Source organism: Pseudomonas rhizoryzae (assembly GCF_005250615.1).
Taxonomy (GTDB): Bacteria; Pseudomonadota; Gammaproteobacteria; order Pseudomonadales; family Pseudomonadaceae; genus Chryseomonas; species Chryseomonas rhizoryzae.
Map to the genome: position 1 here is coordinate 186,188 of NZ_SULM01000001.1, position 23,885 is coordinate 210,072.

Genomic DNA, 23,885 nt, shown 5'->3' on the forward strand with positions numbered 1-23,885 from the left:
CTGCTAGGGCGCCGTGGTGGTAGTGGTGGTAGTCGTCGTGCCACCCTGTTCGCGGTAGACGGTGTCGCCCTTGTTGTCCAGACGATAGGAGAGGCCTACGCCAACCCCCTGGAACAGCAGTACGTCCGCGAGTTGCTTGCTGAACTGGCCGGCGCGGCTCAGGCGGGTCTTGGGAATGTAGAGCAGGTCATCCGGGCGCAGATAGGCGAAGGCGGCGGCCTTGCCGTCGAGCAGTTTGGCCAGGTTGTAGACTCGTGCCACCACATGGTCGCCCTGGCGTTGCATGATCACGGCCGAGTCCAGCTTGGCGCCGCTGGTGGCGCCACGGGCCAGCGTGAGCGCCTCCAGCACCGAGATGGGGCGGCGAATCGGATAGGCGCCCGGTTGCGCCACTTCGCCGAGGATGTAGACCTCGTTGGGGGCCGTGCTCTTGAGCAGCACGTCCACCTTCATATGGCCGGTCTGGTTGGCGTAGCGGCGGTCCAGTTCGGCTTCCAGCTCGCTGATCGTCATGCCGCGTACCGAGAGGTTGCCCAGCAGCGGGAAGCTGGCCGTGCCATCGTCGCCAACCAGGATCTCGCGACTCTGGCCATAGCCGGGGTGATTCAGCGTCAGCCTCAGGTTTTCTTCCTTGGACATCAGCTGGGGAACCGACAGCGTGATGTCAGGGTGCCTGAGCACGCGTAGATAGCTGCGAGTGAGCTGCGCCCGGGCCTCGTCCACCGTCAGGCCGCCGATCTTCACGCCATTCACGTAGGGCAACTGGACGACACCATCGGGCATCACCAGGCGCGTACCGTTGAGCTCGGGGAAATTGGCGAACAGCAACTCGACCTTGTCCATCGGCTGGATGCGATAGGCCGTGTCGCTGCTGAGACTCATGTGGAAGATGACATCGAGGACGTCCTGCGGGCGCAGGGCCTGCTGCACCGGCATCACGGTGGTGAGCTGATTCTTGTCGGACGGCGCGGTGAGAATGTCCACCGGCAGGTTCTGGGCATCGGGAACGTTGGCGCAGCCGAACAGCAACTGGGTCAGGAGCGCTAAGGCGGTAAGGCGGATTTTCATGACGGGGACCGCATCGGCTACAGGTGGTCGTAGATCCACTTGGGCATGTAGTACTTACGCTCGTTGAAGACGCAGCCGATCACCTTGGCCGCGGCTTGGGTGAGCCGTTGAACGGCGGCCTGGGCGACTTCCCAACGGGTGTCCTCGGCCTTGATCACCAGGATCACGCCGTCGACCAGGGCGCTGATGGCCAGGGTGTCGGCCGGTGAATAGATGGCGGCAGCGTCGATCACCACGAAGCGATAGCGCAGGCGCAATTCATCCAGCAGGTCCTCCAAGACTTCCGGCGGCAGGCGATCGTTGTAGCGTTTCACGTGACCGCTACCCAGGACGTCGAAGGTCCACTCGGGCTGGGTGTGGATGCAGTCGTCCAGCGTCGGCGGCGGGGTTTCCAGCAGCAGATCGAGAAAGCCGGGATGATTGGTCAGATTCAGCTGTTGGCTCAGGGCGGTCGCCGAGAAGCTGGCATCCACCAGCAGGACCCGGCCGCGGCTGGAGCGAGCCAGTTCATTGGCCAGCGCCAAGGCACTGGTGGTGACGCCACTGCCGGCATTCGCCGCCGTGAGCAGAACCACGCGTTGCTCCTTGTCCATCACGGTACTGGCCAGGTTGACCTCGCTAGGCGAGACGGGTGGCGATAACGGCATGTCAACTGGCTCCTTGGCCGTCGAGAACTTTCAGCGGTGTCTTGCACAGGATGCGCAGATCGAACCAGGGGCTCTGCCGCTCGATGTACAGCATGTCCAGCTGCACGCGCTCGTCGAAGCCCAGGTTGCTGCGACCGGATACCTGCCACAGCCCCGTGATGCCCGGGTAGATGCTCAGCCGGGCAAGATGATTGGGTAGATAGGTGTCCGCCTTGAAGGAGGTAGGACGCGGCCCGACCAGGCGCATGTCGCCACGTATCACATTGAGCAGGTTGGGTAATTCATCGATGCTGGTGCGCCGCAGCCAGCGACCGATGGGGGTGACCCTTGGGTCCCGGTCCACCTTGAAGTCGATGGCGTTCGCTCCGTGCTTGTTCAGGTGCTGCAGCGAACTCTTGAGCGCTTCGGCGTTGGCCACCATGGTGCGGAACTTGTACATGCCGAAGCGGCGCCCGCGAAAGCCGGTACGTTGCTGTACGAACAGTACCGGCCCCGGTCCGCTGGCCTTTACCAGAATCGCGACCAACAGGAGCAAGGGGGATAGCAGCAACAGCAGCAGGGCTGCGAGAGCCGCAGAAGTGAATCTTTTGCTGCGCGACAGCGCCCAGGAGCGGCCACCCGGACGCCCCGTCACCCAGGATATATCCTGCTTGGCCAGCGCCTGATCGATGCGGGCTCGCAACTCGGGGTTGCGCCTTTCCCGTCGGGATTCGGCGTGGGTCTTGGCGAAGTCGGCAAGCTTTCCCGACAGCGGATCCAGTTGCATGCTCAGCGATCTCCCAGCGCGAGATTGGTCACGCTCGGGTTGACCGCCAGCCGGTGATAGGCGCGGAACCAATCCACGAAGAGGCGCAGCCCCTCTTCGAGAGTGACCTGGGGGACAAAGCCAATGGCGGTCTCCAGAGGGCCGCAATCGGCGAAGGTGTGCAGCACGTCGCCGGGCTGCCTGGGCAGCAACTGCAGTTCCGCCTTGTGTCCCAGGCATTCTTCCAGCAGCGCGACATAGCGCCGGAGATACACCGGGCGATTGCCTCCGATGTTGTAGAGTCGCCAGGGCGCCCGGCTGCCGGCTGGGTCCGGTGCCTGGTCATTCCAGGTCGGGTCGTGCTGCGGTGCGGCGGGTAGCAGACGCACCAGGGCTTCGACGATGTCGTCGATGTAGGTGAAGTCGCGTTGGTGTTCACCGAAGTTGAACAGGCGGATCGGCCGGCCTTCGACGATCGACTTGGCGAATAGCATCGGCGACATGTCGGGACGCCCCCAGGGCCCATAGACGGTGAAGAAGCGCAGCCCGGTCGCGGGTAGTTGATAGAGATGGCTGTAGCTGTGCGCCATCAGCTCGTTGGCTTTCTTGCTGGCGGCATAGAGCGACAGCGGATGATCCGTGCGATCCGCCACGGCATAGGGGGTGGCGCCGTTGGCGCCGTACACCGAACTGGAAGAGGCGAACAGCAGATGGCCTACCGGCTGGTGCCGACAGGCTTCCAGCACATTGAGGAAGCCCTTGAGGTTGCTGTCGAGATAGGCAGTTGGATTGACCAGCGAATAACGGACACCGGCCTGGGCCGCCAGGTGAACGACCGCCTCGGGTCTTTCCTGGGCGAATAGCCGCAGCAGCGCGTCCAGATCGCTGATGTCCTGCCGGTACATCGCGAAACCGCCCACGTCGGCCTTGATCCAGGCGAGGCGCTGTTCCTTCAGCTGTGGCGAGTAGTAGTCGTTGAAGTTGTCCAGGCCCACGACATCATGACCATCCCGCAGGAGGCGGCGGGTCAGATGAGCACCGATGAAGCCGGCCGCGCCAGTGACTAGAACCTTCAAGTCCGGGCCTCTGGATAGGCGACGAATCGGCGTTCGCCAGTATGGGGAGATGGGCTCGGAGGAGTATCACCCAGTTGCGAGGTCACAACGTTGCGGTGGTTTACAGGCAGCGGGTAGACACGGTGCACGACAGCCTGTCCAAGCCACATGGGAAGCTCGGACAAGAAAGCGGTGTCTGGCTTCAAGCCTGCACAATCCAAGTTCGAAGCACTGGTGTTCATGATCTTCCTGACCAGATGGAGTACGAAGGCCTGACCAGATTGATATCAAAAGGCCACTTTATGATTTGTGAATTCCATCACTTTTTTAAGGCCTTTAGAAATAACTTTTTACAAATAAGCTGGTAAAAAAAGTCGACCCTATGGCGTCAGAATTTGATCGGTCTTCGGCCGTATACGGATAAAGGCAAGGCGTAACGACCGTCTGGCTGATCCAGACGGTGATTACCGCTAAAAAGCTTGGAGAGGTGCGGGGGCAGCACGAGGGCTATGAGGCATGCTGCGCCAGAGTCAGGCTAAGCAAGCTGGAGAGGCGGTTCGTTGAGCACCGCCTTTAGCGACTGGACGAGCGGGGTGCCGAGTTGTCCGCGTCGGAGCGCTGAGCCAGGGAGGTGATTCTTTTGGTCCTAGGTCATCACTCAGGCGCTGGCCTGATCGGCGAAACTCAGCGCCTGTTGCAGGGCCGCCTGGCCGACCACCTCGCCGATCACCAGGATCGCCGGGCTTTTCAGCTGGAAGAGGGCGGCGTCCACCTGCAGGTCCAGCAGGGTCGAGCGCCCTTCGCGTTGGGTCGGCAGAGAGGCGTTCTCGATCATGGCTACCGGGGTGCTCGTCGGCAGGCCGCCGTCCAGCAGGCCTTGCTGGATCTCGCTCAGACGGGCCACGCCCATGTACACCACCAGAGTGGTCCCGGTGGCTGCCAGGGCGGACCAGTTGGGGGCGCTGTCGTCCTGGGTGTGGGCGGTGACCAGGGTCACGCCGCGGGCGACGCCTCTCAGGGTGAGGGAGATGCCGCAGGCGGTGGCACCGGCCAGGCCGGCGGTGATGCCGTTGACGATCTCGCTCTGCACGCCACGGGCGGCCAGCCACTCGGCTTCTTCGCCGGCCCGGCCGAAGATGCAGGGATCGCCGCCCTTGAGCCGGGCCACGCAGCGACCCTGGCGGGCATAGCGCAGCATCAGCCGATGGATGAAGGCCTGGGGCGTGGAGCGACAGCCGCCTCTCTTGCCGACGCGGATCACCCGGGCGCCCGGGCAGTGCTCGAGCACGGCCGGGTTGACCAGATCGTCGATCATCACCACCTCGGCCTCGCCCAGGGCGCGCACCGCCTTGAGGGTGAGCAGCTCGGGATCGCCAGGGCCGGCACCGATCAACCAGACTTTTCCGCTCATCCGAGCTACCTCTCGTGTTGGAAGAAACGCTAACGCAAAAAAAGGCGTCCCGCTGCAAGCAGCTGGGACGCCTTTGTCCTGAAGCGTCTTTCCTCGCCGTTGAAGAAAGACCTATGTTGTTTGAGGATTTGCAGTCTTCATGCCAGGTGTTCAAGCCCCGATTTGCTGGGGTTTGCAGGCCGGTAGCGGGGAAAGACTGCCCTCTTTCAAAGCGGGATGCCTCAAAAGAGGGCGGCGACTCAGGCCACGGCGCCTGGATGGCCGTGCTTTTCGTAGAGGAAGCTCAGCACCGCATGGCGGTAGAAGTTGTAGCGGGGGTCGTCCACCAGGGTGATGCGATCGCGCGGGCGCGGCAGGTCGATGGTGAGGATCTCGCCGATGGTGGCGGCCGGGCCGTTGGTCATCATGACGATCCGATCCGAGAGCAGCACCGCCTCGTCCACATCGTGGGTGATCATCATCACCGTGTTGTGCAATTCGCTCTGGATACGCATCACCTCATCCTGCAGGTGCGCCCGGGTGAGGGCGTCCAGGGCGCCGAAAGGCTCGTCCAGGAGCAGCACCTTGGGCTCCATGGCCAGGGCACGGGCGATGCCGACGCGCTGCTTCATGCCGCCGGAGATCTCGCTGGGCCTTTTGTGCAGGGCATGGCTCATGTTGACCATGTCCAGGTTGTGCAGCGTCCAGGCGTGGCGTTCGGCCTTGTTCTTGGTGTGCTTGAACACCTTGTCCACGGCCAGGGCGACGTTCTCGTAGACGGTCAGCCAGGGCAGCAGCGAGTGGTTCTGGAACACCAGGCTGCGCTCCGGGCCGGGACCGCGGACCTCGCGATTCTCCAGCAGGATCGAACCGGAGGTGGGCTCGATCAAGCCAGCGACAATGTTGAGCACCGTCGACTTGCCGCAGCCGGAGTGGCCGATGATGGAGATGTATTCGCCGCGTTCGATCTTGAGATTGACGTCGCGCAGCACCGTGGAGGTCATGCCATTGCGGGTGAAACTCTTGTCGACGTGCTCGATGCTCAGGTAGGGCTTGGCCATGGGGGAGTCCTCTAGTTCGCGGTGCCGCGGGTGACCAGCCGGCCGATGAGGGCCACTAACCGGTCGAGCAGGAAGCCGATGACGCCGACGTAGACCAGCGCCAGGATGATGTCGCTGATGCGCGAGGCGTTCCAGGCATCCCAGATGAAGAAGCCGATGCCGACGCCGCCGATCAGCATCTCGGCGGCGATGATGGCCAGCCACGACAGGCCGACGCCGATGCGCAGGCCGGAGAAGATGTAGGGCGCCGCCGCCGGCAGCATGATCTTATGGAAGTATTCCCAGCCGTTCAGGCGCAGCACCCGCGCCACGTTGCGGTAGTCCTCGGGGATGTTGCGGATGCCTACCGAGGTATTGATGATGATCGGCCAGATCGCCGTGATGAAGATGACGAACAGCGCCGAGGGGTGGCTGTCCTTGAAGCCGGCCAGGGACAGCGGCAGCCAGGCCAGCGGCGGTACGGTACGCAGGATCTGGAACAGCGGATCGAGACCGCGCATGGCCCAGGCCGATTGGCCGACCAGTACCCCCAGGGCGATGCCCACCACCGCGGCCAGCAGATAGCCGTAGGCGACCCGTTCGAGGCTGGCGAGCAGCTGCCAGGCCATGCCCACGTCGTTGCCGCCATTGTCATAGAAGGGTTGGGTGATCAGCTCCCAGGTGTCGCTGACCACCTGGCTCGGCGGCGGCAGGGCCGCGCCGGGGCGGCTGCACAGCAACTGCCAGACGATCAGCAGCAGGGCGCCCACTACCAGTGGCGGCAGGCCGTTGCGCAGCACCTGCTGGGTGAGACGACGCAGCCGAGTCTGCGGGCGAAAGGTCGCGAGGGCCTTGGGCGGCTGGGTGTGGGCATTCATGGGCGGCACTCCTGTCAGGATGGTGGGCGTCAGGCCTTGAGCGTCAGGCTGGCGAGATAGGCCTTGGGATCGGCGGGGTCGAACACCTTGCCGTCGAAAAAGGTTTCCCGGCCGCGCGAGTTGCCGGTGGGGATGTCGCCAGCCGGTACGCCGATGGCCGCCGCCGCTTCGCGCCAGAGGTCGGCGCGGTTCACCTGGGCGATCAGGCCCTGGGCATCGAGGTCGCCGGGCAGGTAGCCCCAGCGCTGGTTCTCGGTGATGAACCAGAGGTCATGGCTCTGGTAGGGGAAGGAGGCGTGCTCGCTCCAGAACTTCATCAGGTGCGGACTGTTCTGCACCACCCGGCCATTGCCATAGTCGAAGGTGCCCTGCAGGCGGCCGACCACGTCTTCGGCGGGTGCGCCGATCCAGCGGCGCTTGGCGCAGATCTCGGCCACCTTGGCCTTGTTGGCCGCCGCGTCGCAGTATTGCTGGGCTTCCAGCACCGCCTTGAGCAACGCCACGGTGGCCTTGGGGTTGGCCTGGACATAGTCGCCGCGCAGGGCCAGGGCCTTCTCCGGATGATTGGCCCAGAGCTCGCCGGTGGTCAGGGCGCTGTAGCCGATGTTCTGCTTGACCAGTTGGGCGTTCCAGGGCTCGCCCACGCAGAAGGCGTCCATGTTGCCCACCTTCATGTTGGCCACCATCTGCGCCGGCGGCACCACCAGGGTGGTGGTGTCCTGGTTCGGGTTGATGCCGTTGGCCGCCAGCCAGTAGCGAATCCACAGATCGTGGGTGCCGCCGGGGAAGGTCATGGCGGCCGAGGTCTTCTTGCCGGCGGCCTGGCGGGCGGCCAGGGCGCTCTTGAAGCCGCTGGCATCGAGGCCGATCTTCTGGTCCTTGTACTCGTTGGACAGGGAGATGCCCTGGCCGTCGACGTTCAGCCGGGCCAGCAGCGCCATGGGCAGCGGCTGGCCGTTGGGGGTGATCTTGCCGGAGGCCAGGTGATAGACCATGGGCGTGAGGATATGGGCGCCATCGATGCCGTTGGCGGCCGAGCCCAGGACCAGGTTGTCGCGGGTGGTGCCCCAGGAGGACTGCTTGAGCACCTCCACCTCGGTCATGCCGTACTTGGCGAACAGCCCCAGCTCGTCGGCGACGAACAGCGGCGCGGCATCGGTGAGGGCGATGAAACCGAGCTTGGCCTTGGTGGTTTCCACGGCGTCGCTGCCGGCCGCCCAGGCGGCGGACCTGAGTCCGGGCGGCAGCAGACCGAGGGCGGCACCGGCACCGAGCACGCCAAGCGACTGCTTGAGGAAACTGCGGCGGGGGAGTCCACGACCGGCCTGGTCATCGTTACGGGAGCTGTCGTCCATCGTCCTATCCTTTTTCTCGGGCATAAAAAAACGGCGTCCACACTCGGCAGCCGTGGCTGCGAGGGTGGACGCCGTCGTCCGGGGTGTTCTGTGGGAGCGAAAAATCGCTCGTTAGGACTTTTGCAGGGACCGTGCCAAGCCTGAAATAGCCTCTTTGTCGCCGTTACGAGGCTAGTTGGCGCACAGCCGCGGGGCGAATTCCGCTCGGTGTGCGCCGTCCGGGCGCACGGCGGGTGTACTAGCGCGGTTGTGCCAATACCTGCCGTACCACCTCTGGCAGCGGTACGCCACTGTGCATCGCCAGCTGCTGCAGATGCTGGTGGGCTTCGGCCTCGGGCAGCGCCAGTTGCTGCATGAGGCGTTGCTTGGCGCGCTCCAGTAACTTGCGCTCGGCCAGGGATTGGCGGGTCTCCTGCAATTCCGCCTCGACCTCATGCAGCCGCCGCGTCTGGGCATGGAGCAGGTCGAGAATTCCGGGGGCAGGTTCGCCTGGTCGGGTCTCGCCGACCGGCTGGGCCGCCAGACTGAACAGCAGCGGCTGGCCCGGATCGCGTTCCAGCTCGGCGAGTCGTCGCGACAACTTGCGGTGACTGTCCAGATCGGCCTGGGCGGTGCCTATGCTCGCCGCGCAACGCGTCCGCAATTCCGCCACCAGATGCTGGGCCACCGTCTGCATGGCATCCAGGCGGCGGGTGTTGAGTTCGAACCAGAGCTCGGCGAGCGCCGGCTCCACATGGGCGTTGGCCGAGGTCCGCCGGGCGACCTCGCGCAGTCGCTCGATCTGCAGGCGGGACGGGCAGCGCTGCACCTCGTCCCAGCGCTGCAGCGCCTCGGCATCGGCGTGGTCGAGGAAGCCTTCGAAACAGCGGGACTGGCCGCTGTCCAGGTCATCGAGCCGGGCGAGCAGGCTGGCGTCGAAGTGGCCTTGGGTGAAGCCGACCACTCCGGTCGCCCGCGCTTGTCCGGCCAACTCCTTGCCCTGCATGAAGTTGAACAGTGCTACCAGGGCGCGGGTCAGGCCGGGGTCACTGGCCGTGTCGGCGGCCTCGAAGATGACCGTCAGCAGGCCCGCGATCAGGTGCGAGAAGGCAGTGGTGGCCGCCTGCATCGCCACCCGCCGTTCGACGATGGCGCGTCTCAGACTCGGTAGGCCATCGAGCAGGTGCAGGACGCAGGCGATACGGTTGAGCAGCCGGGGCCGATCCTGGGCGACGCTGGCGTCGAGCGCCTCCAGCCAGTCGCGCAGCCGGGCCTCGCTGCCGCGGGCGGTGGTGGAGTGCTGCTCCAGGGCGGTGCGGTAACGATCGTTGCCGGTGCCCAGCAGGATATTGCTGAAGCCGCGCTCACGCTGCAGGTCATGCACCAGGGCACTGGCGCCTTCCACCAGCTCGCAGGTGAGGGCGAGGCCTTCCAGCTGCTGCAATTCGCAGCGACGGGCCGCCAGCATGAAGCGCAGGGCAGGGGGCATCTGGCGATCGGACATGGCGGGGACTCGAACGGGGCGCTGGCCAGTGGCCTGCAAAAGCTGCTCCAGACCTTTTGCGCCCCAACGTCTGCTCACACTCTCCTGAGCGTCGGCCAAGCCTCCTGGCCTCATTGGTCTCTGGCGCGGGATCAGTATTAGGTTCTGTACGAAAAATGCCTGCGCTCGGTGATGCTTCGTTGAAAAACGCTTCGGAATGCTCATTTACCACTCGTAAACTCCGCTTCCTCAGCGCTTTTCGCCTCGCCTGACCGTCGCTCGGCGATTTTTCGTACAGAACCTAGTGCCGATAGAGCCAGAACAGGATGATCGCCAGGTTGCCGGCGAGGGATAGGGCCGCCACGGTCTGCCAGGTGCGCAGGGGATTGCGTTGCAACAGCGGCAGGGCGCGCGCGGCGGGTTGGCGTTCGCCCTGTTCGAGCAGCAGCAGCGCCTCCTCGGCGGTCTCGAAGCGCTCTTCCGGATTGACTGCCACGGCGCGCTGCAACCAGTCCTCCAGCCAGGTCGGCACATCGGGGCGCCGGCGCAGCACACTGGCAGGGGGGCCGAAGCGCGGTCGCTGGAAGGGTTCGACCTCGCCGTAGGGATAGCTGCCGGTGAGCAATTCGTAGAGCGTCACGCCAGCGGCATAGAGATCCTGGGCCGGACTCGGAGCAGCGCCATCGAAGGACTCGGGAGCCCGATAGCTGGGGGTGCCGGGTGCATCCTGCAGGTCCTGGGACAGTTGCGGGCAATAGGCCAGGCCGAAGTCGAGCAGGCGCAATTCGCCATCCGTGCCGCGGTGCAGGTTATCCGGCTTGATGTCGCGGTGCAGGATGTTGCGGCGATGCAACTGGCCCAGGGCGCGCAAGAGGCGGGAAGCGACGTCCAGCCACTCCGCCAGCGCCAGCGGCCCATCGCTGTGCAGCTGTTGCGCCAGGGTGCGCCCGGGATATTCCCGTTGGACGAAATAAAGATGCGCGCGGCGTGGTAGCGGATGCACCTCGACGAAGGCGCGCCCGGCCACGCGGCGCAGGAACCATTCCTCCATCAGCAGCGCATGGCCGGCGAGGGTGTCGTGTTGCAAGGCCGCTGGCAGGGTCTTGAGCAGCCAATGGCGACTACTCTCGTCCTCTACCCGGTAGAGCAGCGATTGGCGCGATTCGGCCAGGCGTTCGAGCACCGTCCAGCCTTCGAATTGCTGTCCGGGCCGCAGGGCCGGCAGGGCGGGCCAGGTATCGGCGCTGGCGAGGGTATCGGCCAGGGAGACATCGGGGAGCTGGTCGACCCGCACCAGCAGGGCACTGGCGTTGTCCTGGCCACCGGCATGCAGGGCGCCGGCCACCAGTGCCTGGGCGGTCGCCGCCAGGTCCGCTCCGGCATCGGCGAGGATGCGCCTCATGCTGTCTTCGCCCAACGCCGCCCAGACGCCATCGCTCACCAGCAGCAGGGTCTCGCCGGCGTCCAGTTCGCCTTCGCGAAAATCCACCACCAGATGGCTTTCCAGACCCAGCGCACGGGTCAGCACATGCTGCATGCCGGCCTGCTGCCAGACGTGGTCGACGGTGAGGCAGGTCAGTCGCCCGCCGTGCCAGCGATAGGCGCGGCAATCGCCGACATGGGCCAGGGTGTAGCGGCGCCCGCGGATCACCAGGGCGGTCAGGGTGGTCAGTAGGGGTTGGCCGTTGCCGGCGGCCTGTAACCAGCGATTCTGCGCCAGCAGCAGCCGTTCCAGCGCCTGGGCCACCGGCCAGGTCTCCGGCGTGGCGTAGTAATCCAGCGCCAGGGCCTGGAGGGTGGCACGGGCGGCCAATCCGCCATCCGGGCAGCCGCTGACGCCATCGGCCAGGGCGAACAGGTGCCCCTTGGTCGCCGCCAACGCCGCGCTGGGCTGGACGCTGCGCAAGGCATCCTGGTTTTCCTTGCGCGGACCGGTCACGGTGGCTTCGGCAGTGGCGAGTTCTAGGGGCATGGGCGAGGCGCCGGAGAGAGGGGACGCAAGGCGATGCAAAAGCGATACCCATCGTCATTGCGCCCCGCCTCCATCACCAGATCTCCACGCGCTTGGCGTCCGGCCGGACCATGGCATCGCCGGGCTTGCAACTGAACGCCTGGGCGAAGGACGGCATGTTGGACGGTGCGCCGATGGCGCGGAATCTCATGGGCGCATGGGGATCGGTGTTGAGGAACAGGCGTGCCTGCGCTTCGCGGATTGAGCCACGCCAGACCCGCGCCCAGTTGAGGAAGAAGCGCTGCTCCTGGGTATAGCCATCGATTTCGCTGCGGGCCTCTTCCGGCTGCTTGGCCAGCGCCAGTTGCAGGGCGTCGTAGGCGGCGTTGATGCCACCGAGGTCGCCGATGTTCTCGCCCAGGGTCAGCTTGCCGTTGACGTGCAGCTCCGGGTGATCCGGCAGCGGATGGTAGTTATCGAATTGCTCCACCAGCTTGCCGGTCCGGGCCTCGAAGGCCTGCCGATCGGCGGGTGTCCACCAGTCCACCTGGTTGCCGGCACCGTCGAACTTACTGCCCTGGTCGTCGAAGCCATGGCTGGCCTCGTGTCCGATCACCGCGCCGATGCCGCCGTAGTTGATGGCGTCGTCGCCGTCCGGGTAGAAGAACGGTGGCTGCAGGATGGCGGCCGGGAAGTTGATGGTGTTGTCGGTGGAGCTGTAGTAGGCATTCACCGTCTGCGGCAGCATGCCCCATTCCTGGCGGTCGGTGGGCTTGCCGATCTTGTCCAGGTCATGGCGATAGTTGAAGCGCGAGGCGGCTTCCAGGTTGGCGTAGAACCCCTGGGGCTGGAGGGTCAGGCCGCTCCAGTCACGCCAGCGCTCCGGATAGCCGATCTTGGGCAGGAAGCTGTCCCACTTGGCCAGCGCCTTCTGCTTGGTCTCGGGGCTCATCCAGTCGAGCTGCTCGATGCGTGTCCTGAGCGCCAGCATCACGTTGTCTACCAACTGCTGGGCGCGGGCCTTGGCCTGGGGCGAGAAATGCTCCTGCACATAGAGCTGGCCGAGGCCTTCGCCCATGGCGCCATTGACCGCCCGCAGTACCCGCTTCCAGCGTTCGCTTTGTTGCTGCTGGCCACTTAGGGTCTTCTGGTTGAAGTCGAAGCTTTCCTGTTGGAAGGGCTTAGATAGCCAGGGCGCGGCATCGTCGATCACATGGGCGCGCAGATAGGCCTGCCACTGCTCGATGGGCGTATCGGCCAGCATCCGGTCAAATTCGGCGAAGAAGCCGGGCTGGGACAGCGAAAAACCGGGCTGGCCGTGGACGCCCTGACTGGCGAAGAAGGCTTGCCAGTCGAAATGCGGCGTCACCTTGTTCGCCTCGGCGAAGCTCAGGTAGTGGTACTGGTTCTCCGGGTTGCGCAGGTCCACCGGCTTGACCGAGGCACGGGCGAGGCGACTTTCGAAGGCCAGCACCAGTTCGGCCTGGACGGCGGCCTGGGCCTTGGGTACTCCGGTGAGGGTCAGCAGCCGGGCGACATGCTTGAGATAGGCCTGGCGCAGCGTGGCGTAGTCGGCCTCGGTGTAGTAATCGGGCATCGGCAGACCCAGGCCGCCCTGATAGGCATAGGCGATCTGCTGCTTGGCATTCTGGTAGTCGGCGCCGGAACCGAAGGAAAACACCTGCATGTCGCCGCGGGCGAAGCTCTGTTGCAGGTACTTCACCACGTCGGCGGTGGTGCGCAACCCGGCGATGGCGGCCAGTTGCGGCTGGATCGGTCGATAGCCGGCGCGCTCGATGGCGGCCTCGTCCATCCCCGAGCGATACAGCCAGCCGATCTTCTGCTCGACCGAGCCGGCCGGCGCGCGATCCGCTTCGCGGGCGGCCCGCTGCAGGAGGGCGTGCTGGTCGTTGAGTGACTTCTCGCCCAGGGCCATGAAGGAACCCCAGCGCGACTTGTCCGGCGGGATGGGATTGGCGGCCACCCACTTGGCATTGACGAAGGTATCGAGGTCGGTACAGGCAGTGGCGGGATCACCCAGTTCGTTGACGTCGAACACTGGGGCAGCGAGTGCCTGGCCGCCGAATAGCAGGCCGATGGCGAGAGCAAGGGGTTTCAACGCAGGCATGGGAGAAAAGGGTCTCCAGAAAGGTACAGAGAGAAGCGGGGTAGGGCGTCGAGGGTAGCGGTCAGGGTGCGACCCTGCCAAGGCGGGTCTTGCGTGGACCCCAGAAACGACGATCCCCGCCGAAGCGGGGATCGCGAGCGACGCCAGGGATCAGAACACCGTCAGCTGCGCCAGTTGCAGCAGGGGCTGCGGATAGACGCCGAGGATGAAGGTGGCGATGGAAATGGCGATCAGCATCACGCCACCGGCGCGCTGGCCCCAGTTCATCGGCGCATCGTGGCGCTGCAGGCCCTGCCGGGTCAGATACAGGGTGACCATGACGCGCAGGTAGTAGAACAGGCCGATGGCACTACCCAGCACGATGGCTGCGGTCTGCCACCACATGCCCGCTTCCACGCCCACGGTGATGACATAGAACTTGCCGATGAAGCCCGCGGTGAGCGGAATACCGGCCAGCGACAGCATCATCACCGTCAGCGCCGCGGTCAGGTACGGACGGTGCCAGAACAGGCCGCGGTACTCGAACAGGGCATCGGCATCGCGCTGGCCGTTGCTCGGGCTGGACATCAGGGTGATCACGCCGAAGGCACCCAGGCTAGTGAAGACATAGGTCACCAGGTAGACCGCCGTGGCTTCCATCGACAGCCCTTCGCCCGAGGCCACCGCCACCAGCAGGTAGCCGAAGTGGGAGATGGAGGAATAACCCAGCAGACGCTTGAGGTTGTTCTGCATCAGGGCCAGCAGGTTACCCACCAGCATGGAGGCGATGGCGATGAAGGCGATGGTGTCGTGCAGCCAGCCGTCCTGGGTGGCCAGGGGCATGGTCTGGAATACCCGCATCAGCACGGCGAACACGGCGACCTTGCTGGCGGTGGCCAGGAAGGCACCGACTGGCGCCGGGGAGCCTTCGTAGACGTCCGGCGTCCAGAGATGGAAGGGCACCAGCGAAAGCTTGAAGCCGAGACCGACGATCAGCATGCCGAGGCCGACTTCCATCAGCAGGCCGGCGCTGGCCGGGGCATCCATCTGCATGCCGATGTCGGCGAAGCTCAGGCTGCCGGATTGGGCGTAGAGCAGCGCCATGCCGAACAGCAGGATGGCCGAACCGGCGGCGGACAGCACCAGGTACTTCATGCCGGCTTCCAGGGAGCGGCGGTTGAAGTAGCTGTAGGCCACCAGGCCGTAGACCGGCACCGAGAGCAGTTCCAGACCGATGAACAGGCCGGCGACGCTTTGCGCCGCCACCAGCACCATGCCGCCGGTGGCGGAGATCAGCAGCAGCAGGTACAGCTCTTCACGGTTGCCCGGATAGCCTTCCATGTAGGCGTGCGACAGGGTCATGCAGGCCAGGGTGGCGATCAGGATCAGCGCCATGTAGAAGCAGGTGAAGCCGTCGATGCGCAGCAGCGGGGTGACGTCGATGGCGCCGACGCCCAGGGCTGGAATGCAGGACAGCAGGGCCAGGTTGAGACCGATCACGCCCAGGGTCGGGATGATGGTGTGATCCCGCCGCCAGGCGATGCCCAGCATCACCACTACGGCGGTGAGGCCGGTGATGAGGATCGGCAGGAGGGCGATGAGGTGTTCGTAGGTAAAGGTCATGGCGCTCTTACCGGGCGGAAACGAGGGAGGAGAAGGCTTCGCCGAGCCACTGCTGCACACCGGCCATGCTCGCGGCCGAGGTATCCAGCACCGGCTGCGGATAGACACCCAGCAGCACCAGTAGCACGCCGAGCAACAGCAGCATCGACATCTCCCGGGCGTTCAGGCCCCTCAGCGCGCCTTCGGCCTTGGCCGGGCCGAAGTAGGCGCGGTGGATCATGATCAGCGAGTAGACCGAAGCGAACACCAGGCCGAAAGTGGCGATGACCACGATCATCGGCACCACCGGGAAGGCACCCAGCAGGATCAGGAATTCGCCGACGAAGTTGCCGGTACCCGGCAGGCCCAGGGAGGCCGAGGCGAAGAACAGGCTCAGCGCCGGCAGATAGGGCATCCGCGCCCAGAGACCGCCCATCTCGCGCATGTCACGGGTGTGCAGGCGTTCGTAGAGCTGACCACAGAGGATGAACAGGCCGGCGGCGGAGAGACCGTGGGCGATCATCTGTACCACCACGCCCTGCAGCGCCTGGGGGCTGCCGGAGTAGATGCCGATCAGCACGAAGCCCATGTGCGAGACGCTGGAGTAGGCCACCAGGCGCTTGATGTCGGTCTGGGCGAACGACAGGATGGCGCCGTAGAAGATGCCGATGATGCCCAGCCACATGGCGATCGGGGCGAACTCCGCCGAGGCGTTGGGGAACAGCGGGATGGCGAAGCGCAAGAGGCCGTAGGCGGCGGTCTTGAGCAGGATGCCGGCGAGGTCGACGGAACCGGCGGTCGGCGCCTGGGCGTGGGCGTCCGGTAGCCAGGAATGCACCGGCACCACCGGCAGCTTCACCGCGAAGGCGATGAAGAAGCCCAGCATCAGCAGGTATTCCAGGCGGGGGTCCAGTTGCAGTTGCAGCAGGTCTTCGTAGTCGAAGGTCAGGACGCCGGTGGCACCGTAGTTCACCAGCACCAGGGCGATGATGGCCACCAGCATGATCAGGCCGCTGGCCTGGGTGAAGATGAAGAACTTGGTGGCAGCGGTGATGCGGCTCTTCTTGCCGTCCGCGGAGCTATGGCCCCACAGCGCGATCAGGAAGTACATCGGCACCAGCATCATTTCCCAGAAGAAGAAGAACAGGAACAGGTCCAGCGCCAGGAACACCCCCACCACGCCGCCGATGATCCACAGCAGGTTGAGGTGGAAGAAACCGACGTGGCGCTGCACCTCGCGCCAGGAACAGGTCACCGCCAGCACACCGAGCAGGCCGGTGAGCAGGATCATCAGCAGCGACAGGCCATCGAGGCCGAAGTGCAGGCTGATGCCGAAGCGCGGAATCCAGTTCATCTGGAATTCCGCGGTCCAGGCGGTTTCGGCACCGGGGGCCGGCGCCAGGCTGTAGTCGCCGTGGGCCCACAGCCACAGGCCGAGTACCAGCTCCAGCAGCATGGTGAACAGGGCGATCCAGCGGGGCACCAGCGGGCCGGTCTTTTCCGTGAGGAAGCAGAGCAGGCCGCCGATGAAGGGGATCAGGATTAGCCAGGGCAGAAGCATGACGTGTACTTATCCTTAGTCAGAGGGTCAGGCCAGCAGCAGCGCGCCGAGCAACAGCACGGCGCCCCCCACGATGGACGCCGCGTACCAACGCAGACGGCCGTTCTCGGTAGTGCTCAGTGCCAGGTTGCCACCGCGTGCCAGCAACGGGATCAGACCGATGGCCTGGTCGATGGGGTCGTGGCGCAGCAGGCGGGCCAGCAGCAGGTAAGGCTTGACGAAGAGCAGGTCGTACAGCCAGTCGAAGCCCCAGGCGTGATACCACCAGGTGCCGAAGAACCGCCCCGGAGCGCTCTTGGCCAGGGCGCTGACGAAGGTGCGCTTGCCCAGGAACAGCAGGGCAGCCAGCAGCACACCGGCGATGGCGATGGCTCCCGAAGTGATCTCCAGCGCATGCTTGCCTTCGCCGCCGGCGTGACCGATCGACTCCGGCAGCACCCCGGCCAACGGCGGCACGATCATCGCGCCGACGAAGGTCGAGAGCACCAGCAACACCGCCAGCGGCAGGTTGTGGGCGATGCCGTGACCGGCGTGGGCCTCGGTGTGCGCCTCGCCATGGAAGGTGATGAAGATCAGGCGGAAGGTGTAGATCGAGGTCAGGAAGGCACCGGCCAGGCCTGCGTAGAGCAGGTAGCTGTGCCCGCTGGCGAAGGCCTCCCAGAGGATCTCGTCCTTGGAGTAGAAGCCGGCGGTGACCAGCGGCAGCGCCGCCAGGGCCGCGCCGCCCACCAGGAAGCTGGCATAGGCCAGGGGAATCTTCTTCCACAGGCCGCCCATCTTGAAGATGTTCTGCTCGTGGTGGCAGGCCAGGATCACCGAGCCCGACGCCAGGAACAGCAGCGCCTTGAAGAATGCGTGGATCATCAGGTGGAAGATCGCCGCCTGCCAGGCGCCGACACCCAGGGCCAGGAACATGTAGCCGATCTGGCTCATGGTGGAGTAGGCCAGGATACGCTTGATGTCGGTCTGCACCAGGGCGGCGAAGCCAGCCAGCACCAGGGTCACGGCACCGACGATGCCCACCAGGTGGAGGATGTCGGGCGCCAGCGCGAACAGGCCGTGGGTCCGGGCGATCAGGTAGACGCCCGCGGTCACCATGGTTGCCGCGTGGATCAATGCCGAGACTGGCGTGGGGCCGGCCATGGCGTCCGCCAGCCAGGTCTGCAACGGCAGCTGGGCCGACTTGCCGACCGCACCACCGAGCAGGGCCAGGGTGGCCAGCACGATCAGCGGATCGCCGCTGGCGAAGACGGCGGGCGCCTTCTGCAGCAGCTCCTGGATGTCCAGGGTGCCCAGGGTCATGAACAGGATGAACAGACCGAAGGCCATGAAGACGTCGCCGACGCGGGTGACGATGAAGGCCTTCAGCGCCGCGTTACCGTTGGCGCGCTCGCTGTAGTAGAAGCCGATCAGCAGATAGCTGCACAGCCCCACGCCTTCCCAACCGAAGTACAGCAGCAGCAGGTTGTCGCCGAGCACCAGCAGCAACATGCTGAAGACGAACAGGTTGGTGTAGGCGAAGAAGCGCGAATAGCCTTCTTCACCGCGCATGTACCAGGAGGCGAACAGGTGGATCAGGAAGCCGACGCCGGTGACCACGCCGAGCATGGTCAGCGACAGGCCATCCAGATAGAGCGCCATGTTGGGCGTGAAGCCCTCCACGTTCATCCACTGCCAGAGGACGATGGTCAGGTGACCGTCGGCCGGCGGCGCGACGTGGAAGTTCCAGCCGACCCAGGCGGTGACCAGCGCCGCCAGGCCTACCGAACCCACACCGATCAGCGCGGAAAGATTCTCCGACAGCCGACCGCGGGAAAAGGCCAGCAGGAAGTAGCCGACCAGGGGAAAGGCGAAGGTGAGGGGTAGCAGGTTCATCCGTGCATCTCGCTGGCGGCATCGACGTCGAGGGTATGGAAGCGGCGATAGAGCTGCAGCAGGATCGCCAGGCCGATACTGGCCTCGGCGGCGGCCAGGCTCAGCACCAGGATGAACATCACCTGGCCGTCGGGAGCGCCCCAACGGCTACCCGCGACCACGAAGGCCAGGGCGGCGGCGTTCATCATGATTTCCAGACTCATGAGCACGAAGAGGATGTTGCGGCGGACCATCAGGCCCACCAGGCCAAGGGCGAACAGGGCACCGGCGAGGGCCAGTCCGTGTTCCAGAGGTATGGCGTTCATTGGCTGTTCTCCAGTCCTTGGCGACTTACTCGCCGATCCCGTCTTTGACGTCGCTGCGGCCCAGGTGGTAGGCCGCGACCAGGGCCCCCAGCAGCAGCATGGACGCCAGCTCGACCGCCAGCAGATAGGGCCCGAACAGGCTGATGCCCACGGCCTTGGCTTCCACGCTGGTGTGACCGATGGCGGCGCCGCCCGGCGTGCGCGACAGCACCACCAGCAGTTCCACCAGCAGCGCACCGGCAAGGATCGACGGAGCGATCCAGACCTTGGGCGTCAGCCACTTGCGTTCCTGGTCGGAGATGACCGGCCCCAGGTTGAGCATCATCACCACGAAGACGAACAGCACCATGATGGCGCCGGCGTAGACGATGATCTCCAGGGCTCCGGCGAAGGGTGCGCCCAGGGCGAAGAACACCATGGACACGGCCAGCAGGGAGATGATCAGGTACAGCAGGGCATGCACCGGATTGGTGTTGGTGATCACCCGGAAAGTGGCCAGTACGGCCACCCCAGCGGAGAAATAGAAGGCGAATTCCACGACAGCTCCTTAGGGCAGCAGGCTCTTCACGTTGATCGGCTCTGCCTCGCTCTGCGCGGCACCCTTGGGCTTGCCCGCGATGGCCATGCCGGCCACCCGGTAGAAGTTGTACTCCGGATACTTGCCCGGGCCCGAGATCAGCAGGTCCTGCTTCTCGTACACCAGCTCCTGGCGGTTGAACTCGGACATCTCGAAGTCCGGGGTCAGCTGGATGGCGGTGGTGGGGCAGGCCTCCTCGCACATGCCGCAGAAGATGCAGCGCGAGAAGTTGATGCGGAAGAACTCCGGGTACCAGCGACCGTCCTCGGCTTCGGTCTTCTGCAGCGAGATGCAGCCAACCGGGCAGGCCACGGCGCACAGGTTGCACGCCACGCAGCGCTCCTGGCCGTCGGGGTCACGGGTGAGGACGATGCGGCCACGGTAGCGTGGCGGCAGGTACACGGGTTCCTCGGGGTATTGCAGGGTGTCGCGCTTGCGGAAGGCGTGACCGAAGATCATCACCACGCTGCGCAACTGGGTGTAGGTGCCATGCAGGACGTGCAGGATTTCCTTGATCATGACGGATACCTCACTGGCCGATGGCCGGCTGGGCGATATAAAGCACCACAGCGCCGGTCACCAGCAGGTTGATCAGGGTCAGGGGCAGGCAGAACTTCCAGCTGAAGGCCATTACCTGGTCGTAGCGCGGCCGGGGAACCGAGGCGCGCAGCAGGATGAAGATCATGATGAAGAAGGCGGTCTTCAGGGCGAACCAGACGAACGACAGCCAGGGCAGGGTGTCCAGGAAGGGACCGTGCCAGCCACCGAAGAACAGGGTCACCAGCAGCGCCGAGATCAGCACGATGCCGATGTACTCGCCGACGAAGAACATGCCCCACTTCATGCCCGCGTATTCGATGTGGTAACCGTCGGCGAGCTCCTGCTCGGCTTCCGGCTGATCGAAGGGATGACGGTGGGTGACGGCGATGCCGGCGATGAAGAAGGTGCAGAAGCCGAAGAACTGGGGAACGATGAACCACCAGCCCTGATGCTGCGCCTCGACGATGTCCCTCATGTTGAAGGAACCGGTCACCGCGACGATGCCCATCACCGACAGACCCATGAACACCTCGTAGGAGAGGGTCTGGGCCGAGGCGCGCATGGCGCCCAGCAGGGAGAACTTGTTGTTGCTCGCCCAGCCGGCGAAGAGCACGGCGTAGACGTTGACGCCAGCCATGGCGAAAAAGAACAGCAGGCCGATGTTCAGGTCCGCCACACCCCAGGTGGGGGTGACCGGGATGACCGAGAAGGCCACCAGCAGCGAACCCATGGCGATCACCGGTGCCAGGGCGAAGATCATCTTGTCGGCGAACGGGGGCGTCCAGTCCTCCTTGAAGAACATCTTCAGCATGTCGGCACCGAGCTGGAAGGCGCCGAAGGGGCCGACCCGGTTGGGACCGTAGCGATCCTGCCAGAGACCCAGCAGGCGGCGCTCGACGAAGCTCAGGAAGGCTCCGCAGATGACCACCGCCAAGAGGATGACGATGGCCTTGAGCATGCCGATGACCACGGCGATGAGGGTGGGGGTGAGCCAGGTCATGCCGCGGCCTCCTGCAGTCCTTCCACGGTGAGGCCGGCGAAGTCCACCGGAATCCCTTCGAAGCCAGCGGGCAAGCCGACCAGGCCCGCCGACAGCTCGGGCTTGATCTGCAGCGGCAGGCGCAGTTCCTGACCAGCCACCTGCAGACGCAGCAGGGCACCTTCATTAACGCCCAGGCGGTCGGCATCGGCCTTGGCCAGGGCCACGTAGGCTGCCGGAATGCGCTCACGCACCGGCTCAGCGCGGGAAGAGGTCTCTTCGCTGCCGAACAGGTGGTACAGCGGCACGGCCTGGAAGCCGGACGCGGCGCTGCGAGTAGTGGCGGCCGGGACGGCGAACCAGCTCAGGTGATCGCCCTGGGTCTCGATCAGGCGCACGCCCGGATCGCCGGCGCGCAGGTGACCACCGACCTCGTCCTGGAACTTGTTCCAGGCCTGGGGCGAGTTCCAGCCCGGCGACCAGGCGAAGGGGATCTGCTGGCGCGGCTCGGCGCTGCCGGCATAGCCTTCCATGGAGAAGGCGAAGGCGGTGTCGGCGTCCTGCGGCGCGCGCGGTTCGTGCACGCTAAGGTTGGCGCGCATGGAGGTCCGACCGCTGTAGCGGTGCGGTTCGCGGGCGAGCTTGAGGCCCTTGACGCGGAAGCTGGCGTTGGGCGCGGCGTCGCGGATGGCGGTCAGTTGCGGCGCAGCGGTGGCCACGGCATCGGTGACGTGGTCCAGCTGGGTCCAATCCACCGGACGGTTGTCCAGGGTGTTGCGCAGGGCGTGCAGCCAGCGCCAGCCCTCACGGACCAGGCTGGAGGGATCGTAGTAGCTCGGCTCATAGACCTGGAAGAAGCGCTGGGCGCGACCTTCCTGGCTGACCAGGGTCCCGTCGCCTTCGGCGAAGCTCGCCGCCGGCAGCACCAGGTCGGCGCGCTGGGCGGTGGCGGTGCGCTGGTGATCCAGCACCACCAGTACCTGGGCGCGGCTCAGGGCCTGTTCGACCTGCTGGGCCGGAGCACGGCGATAGAGATCGTTCTCCAGCACCACCAGGGCATCGGCCTGGCCATTTTCCAGGGCGGCGAAGGCGTCCTCGACGGACTCGCCGCCGTAGAGCGCCAGACCCAGGCTGTTGGCCTCGGGTACCACCAGGCTCAGGGAGCCGGCCTTGCCCTTGGCGGCCAGGGCCTTGGCCAGGTTGGCGGCGGCTTCGATCAGCGCCGGCTCACCCAAAGAGGTACCGGACACCACCAGCGGGCGCTCGGCTGCCAGCAGGGTCTCGGCCAGCAGGCGGGCCTGCTCGGCGACTTCATCGCTCAGGCCTTCGACCGCCGGAGCGCTGGCATCGATGGCATGGGCCACGGCATGACCGAAACGGGCCAGTTCCAGCGGCGAACCGTGCAGGCGGGCGTCGGCGACGTCGTCCAGGCGGGTGGCGGCGACGCTGGCGATGAACAGCGGATTGCGCTCGCTCTGGCCGATGTTCTGCACGGCGGCGTTCAGCCAGGGCTGGATCTTCTGGGCCGCGGCCATGGCCTCGGGCTTGCCCTTGACGGCCTGGCGCAGGGACAGGGCCAGGCGCGCGGCGGTCTGGGTCAGGTCCTCGCCGAGCACGAAGACGGCATCGTGCTTTTCCATGGCGCGCAGGGTCGGCACGGGCAGGGGGCTGTCCTTGAGCACCTGCAGGACCAGGCGCACATTGGCCAGGTCACGGGCGCTCATGCCGCTGTAGAAATTCTCGGCGCCGACCAGTTCGCGCAGGGCGTGGTTGCTTTCCAGGCTGGCACGCGGCGAGCCGATGCCGATCACCTTCTTGCCGCGTAGCAGCAGGGCGGCGCGATCCAGGGCGGCGTCGATACCGGTCTCCAGGCTGCCGTCTTTCAGCAGCGCCTGGCGCGGACGATCCTTGCGGTTGACGTAGCCATAGCCGAAGCGGCCACGGTCGCAGAGGAAGTACTGGTTCACCGAGCCGTTGAAGCGGTTTTCGATGCGGCGCAGTTCGCCATAGCGTTCGCCGGGGCTGATGTTGCAGCCCGAGGAGCAGCCATGGCAGATGCTCGGGGCGAACTGCATGTCCCACTTGCGGTTGTAGCGCTCGGAGTGGGTCTTGTCGGTGAATACCCCGGTGGGGCAGACCTCGGTCAGGTTGCCGGAGAATTCGCTCTCCAGGGCACCGTCCTCGACGCGGCCGAAATAGACGTTGTCATGGGCACCGTAGACGCCCAGGTCGGTACCGCCGGCGTAGTCCTTGTAGTAGCGCACGCAGCGATAGCAGGCGATGCAGCGATTCATCTCGTGGGCGACGAACGGGCCGAGGTCCTGGTTCTGGTGGGTACGCTTGGTGAAGCGATAGCGGCGCTTGTTGTGGCCGGTCATCACCGTCATGTCCTGCAGGTGGCAGTGGCCGCCTTCTTCGCAGACCGGACAGTCGTGGGGATGGTTGGTCATCAGCCATTCGATGACCGAGCTGCGGAATTCCTTGGCTTCGGCGTCTTCGATGGAGATGTAGGTCTTGTCGCTGGACGGCGTCATGCAGGACATGACCAGGCGTCCGCGGGTGTCGTTCTCGTCGGCGAACTGCTTGACCGCGCACTGGCGGCAGGCGCCGACGCTGCCCAGCGCCGGGTGCCAGCAGAAATAGGGGATGTCGAGCCCCAGGGACAGGCAGGCTTCGAGGAGGTTGTCCGCCCCGTCGACCTCGTACGTCTTGCCGTCTACATGGATAGTGGCCATAGGGTTTTCTTCT

Annotated in this window: 19 protein-coding genes; all 19 read right to left on the bottom strand. The window is 65.4% G+C overall.

Annotated features, from left to right (window positions below):
- Positions 1-3: 3 nt before the first annotated feature.
- The 19 genes from FAZ11_RS00845 to nuoG all read right to left on the bottom strand — a co-directional run bounded on the left by FAZ11_RS00845 (position 4) and on the right by nuoG (position 23,872).
- Positions 4-1,068, bottom strand: coding sequence for a polysaccharide biosynthesis/export family protein (locus FAZ11_RS00845; RefSeq protein WP_058782267.1), 1,065 nt, complete (start codon positions 1,066-1,068; stop codon positions 4-6).
- Between the two features lie 17 nt (positions 1,069-1,085).
- Positions 1,086-1,715 carry a CpsD/CapB family tyrosine-protein kinase gene (locus FAZ11_RS00850; RefSeq protein WP_058782268.1) on the bottom strand — a complete coding sequence of 210 codons (630 nt, stop codon included), beginning with the start codon at positions 1,713-1,715 and terminating at the stop codon, positions 1,086-1,088.
- A 1-nt stretch (position 1,716) separates the two neighbouring features.
- A complete protein-coding gene (locus FAZ11_RS00855) occupies positions 1,717-2,481 on the bottom strand; it encodes a sugar transferase (RefSeq protein WP_081323388.1) in 765 nt (254 codons plus the stop codon).
- 2 nt (positions 2,482-2,483) lie between these two features.
- The gene (locus FAZ11_RS00860; protein WP_058782269.1) at positions 2,484-3,536 is read right to left on the bottom strand and encodes an NAD-dependent epimerase; all 1,053 of its coding nucleotides are present in this window, start codon (positions 3,534-3,536) and stop codon (positions 2,484-2,486) included.
- Positions 3,537-4,173: 637 nt separating this feature from the next.
- Positions 4,174-4,926, bottom strand: coding sequence for a uroporphyrinogen-III C-methyltransferase (cobA, locus tag FAZ11_RS00865; protein ID WP_058774388.1), 753 nt, complete (start codon positions 4,924-4,926; stop codon positions 4,174-4,176).
- Positions 4,927-5,165: 239 nt separating this feature from the next.
- Positions 5,166-5,966, bottom strand: a complete 801-nt coding sequence (locus tag FAZ11_RS00870) for an ABC transporter ATP-binding protein (RefSeq protein WP_058764056.1) — start codon at positions 5,964-5,966, stop codon at positions 5,166-5,168.
- Between the two features lie 11 nt (positions 5,967-5,977).
- Entirely contained in the window at positions 5,978-6,823 is an 846-nt protein-coding gene (gene ntrB, locus FAZ11_RS00875) for a nitrate ABC transporter permease (protein WP_058774389.1), read from the bottom strand.
- Between the two features lie 29 nt (positions 6,824-6,852).
- Positions 6,853-8,178: a CmpA/NrtA family ABC transporter substrate-binding protein gene (locus tag FAZ11_RS00880; protein ID WP_058774390.1), complete on the bottom strand. Its 1,326-nt coding sequence runs from the start codon at positions 8,176-8,178 to the stop codon at positions 6,853-6,855.
- A gap of 238 nt (positions 8,179-8,416) precedes the next feature.
- Positions 8,417-9,661 carry a nitrate regulatory protein gene (locus FAZ11_RS00885; protein WP_058774391.1) on the bottom strand — a complete coding sequence of 415 codons (1,245 nt, stop codon included), beginning with the start codon at positions 9,659-9,661 and terminating at the stop codon, positions 8,417-8,419.
- Between the two features lie 280 nt (positions 9,662-9,941).
- Complete coding sequence (locus FAZ11_RS00895; RefSeq protein ID WP_058773373.1) at positions 9,942-11,612, bottom strand: bifunctional protein-serine/threonine kinase/phosphatase; 1,671 nt, start codon at positions 11,610-11,612, stop codon at positions 9,942-9,944.
- A 73-nt stretch (positions 11,613-11,685) separates the two neighbouring features.
- Positions 11,686-13,719, bottom strand: coding sequence for a M13 family metallopeptidase (locus FAZ11_RS00900; RefSeq protein WP_240043597.1), 2,034 nt, complete (start codon positions 13,717-13,719; stop codon positions 11,686-11,688).
- 150 nt (positions 13,720-13,869) lie between these two features.
- Positions 13,870-15,321: an NADH-quinone oxidoreductase subunit NuoN gene (nuoN, locus tag FAZ11_RS00905; protein WP_058764046.1), complete on the bottom strand. Its 1,452-nt coding sequence runs from the start codon at positions 15,319-15,321 to the stop codon at positions 13,870-13,872.
- A gap of 7 nt (positions 15,322-15,328) precedes the next feature.
- The gene (gene nuoM / locus FAZ11_RS00910) at positions 15,329-16,861 is read right to left on the bottom strand and encodes an NADH-quinone oxidoreductase subunit M (RefSeq protein WP_058764044.1); all 1,533 of its coding nucleotides are present in this window, start codon (positions 16,859-16,861) and stop codon (positions 15,329-15,331) included.
- Positions 16,862-16,888: 27 nt separating this feature from the next.
- On the bottom strand, positions 16,889-18,736 hold the full coding sequence (nuoL, locus tag FAZ11_RS00915) for an NADH-quinone oxidoreductase subunit L (protein ID WP_058764042.1): 1,848 nt from the start codon (positions 18,734-18,736) through the stop codon (positions 16,889-16,891).
- Entirely contained in the window at positions 18,733-19,041 is a 309-nt protein-coding gene (gene nuoK, locus FAZ11_RS00920) for an NADH-quinone oxidoreductase subunit NuoK (RefSeq protein WP_007158894.1), read from the bottom strand. Before nuoK ends, nuoL begins: the two co-directional genes overlap by 4 nt.
- 25 nt (positions 19,042-19,066) lie before the next feature.
- Entirely contained in the window at positions 19,067-19,579 is a 513-nt protein-coding gene (gene nuoJ / locus FAZ11_RS00925; RefSeq protein WP_058764040.1) for an NADH-quinone oxidoreductase subunit J, read from the bottom strand.
- Between the two features lie 9 nt (positions 19,580-19,588).
- Positions 19,589-20,137: an NADH-quinone oxidoreductase subunit NuoI gene (gene nuoI, locus FAZ11_RS00930; RefSeq protein ID WP_058764039.1), complete on the bottom strand. Its 549-nt coding sequence runs from the start codon at positions 20,135-20,137 to the stop codon at positions 19,589-19,591.
- A gap of 10 nt (positions 20,138-20,147) precedes the next feature.
- Entirely contained in the window at positions 20,148-21,158 is a 1,011-nt protein-coding gene (gene nuoH, locus FAZ11_RS00935; protein WP_137279339.1) for an NADH-quinone oxidoreductase subunit NuoH, read from the bottom strand.
- Complete coding sequence (gene nuoG, locus FAZ11_RS00940) at positions 21,155-23,872, bottom strand: NADH-quinone oxidoreductase subunit NuoG (protein WP_058773374.1); 2,718 nt, start codon at positions 23,870-23,872, stop codon at positions 21,155-21,157. The genes nuoH and nuoG overlap by 4 nt, the downstream gene beginning before the upstream one ends.
- Positions 23,873-23,885 lie beyond the last annotated feature (13 nt).

Excerpts from the sequence above, each read along its gene's own strand:
- FAZ11_RS00845 (WP_058782267.1), bottom strand. The coding sequence starts at position 1,068 with ATGAAAATCCGCCTTACCGCCTTAGCGCTCCTGACCCAGTTGCTGTTC.
- FAZ11_RS00850 (WP_058782268.1), bottom strand. The coding sequence starts at position 1,715 with ATGCCGTTATCGCCACCCGTCTCGCCTAGCGAGGTCAACCTGGCCAGT.
- FAZ11_RS00855 (WP_081323388.1), bottom strand. The coding sequence starts at position 2,481 with ATGCAACTGGATCCGCTGTCGGGAAAGCTTGCCGACTTCGCCAAGACC.
- cobA (WP_058774388.1), bottom strand. The coding sequence starts at position 4,926 with ATGAGCGGAAAAGTCTGGTTGATCGGTGCCGGCCCTGGCGATCCCGAG.
- FAZ11_RS00870 (WP_058764056.1), bottom strand. The coding sequence starts at position 5,966 with ATGGCCAAGCCCTACCTGAGCATCGAGCACGTCGACAAGAGTTTCACC.
- ntrB (WP_058774389.1), bottom strand. The coding sequence starts at position 6,823 with ATGAATGCCCACACCCAGCCGCCCAAGGCCCTCGCGACCTTTCGCCCG.
- FAZ11_RS00880 (WP_058774390.1), bottom strand. The coding sequence starts at position 8,178 with ATGGACGACAGCTCCCGTAACGATGACCAGGCCGGTCGTGGACTCCCC.
- FAZ11_RS00885 (WP_058774391.1), bottom strand. The coding sequence starts at position 9,661 with ATGTCCGATCGCCAGATGCCCCCTGCCCTGCGCTTCATGCTGGCGGCC.
- FAZ11_RS00895 (WP_058773373.1), bottom strand. The coding sequence starts at position 11,612 with ATGCCCCTAGAACTCGCCACTGCCGAAGCCACCGTGACCGGTCCGCGC.
- FAZ11_RS00900 (WP_240043597.1), bottom strand. The coding sequence starts at position 13,719 with ATGCCTGCGTTGAAACCCCTTGCTCTCGCCATCGGCCTGCTATTCGGC.
- nuoN (WP_058764046.1), bottom strand. The coding sequence starts at position 15,321 with ATGACCTTTACCTACGAACACCTCATCGCCCTCCTGCCGATCCTCATC.
- nuoM (WP_058764044.1), bottom strand. The coding sequence starts at position 16,861 with ATGCTTCTGCCCTGGCTAATCCTGATCCCCTTCATCGGCGGCCTGCTC.
- nuoL (WP_058764042.1), bottom strand. The coding sequence starts at position 18,736 with ATGAACCTGCTACCCCTCACCTTCGCCTTTCCCCTGGTCGGCTACTTC.
- nuoK (WP_007158894.1), bottom strand. The coding sequence starts at position 19,041 with ATGAACGCCATACCTCTGGAACACGGACTGGCCCTCGCCGGTGCCCTG.
- nuoI (WP_058764039.1), bottom strand. The coding sequence starts at position 20,137 with ATGATCAAGGAAATCCTGCACGTCCTGCATGGCACCTACACCCAGTTG.
- nuoH (WP_137279339.1), bottom strand. The coding sequence starts at position 21,158 with ATGACCTGGCTCACCCCCACCCTCATCGCCGTGGTCATCGGCATGCTC.
- nuoG (WP_058773374.1), bottom strand. The coding sequence starts at position 23,872 with ATGGCCACTATCCATGTAGACGGCAAGACGTACGAGGTCGACGGGGCG.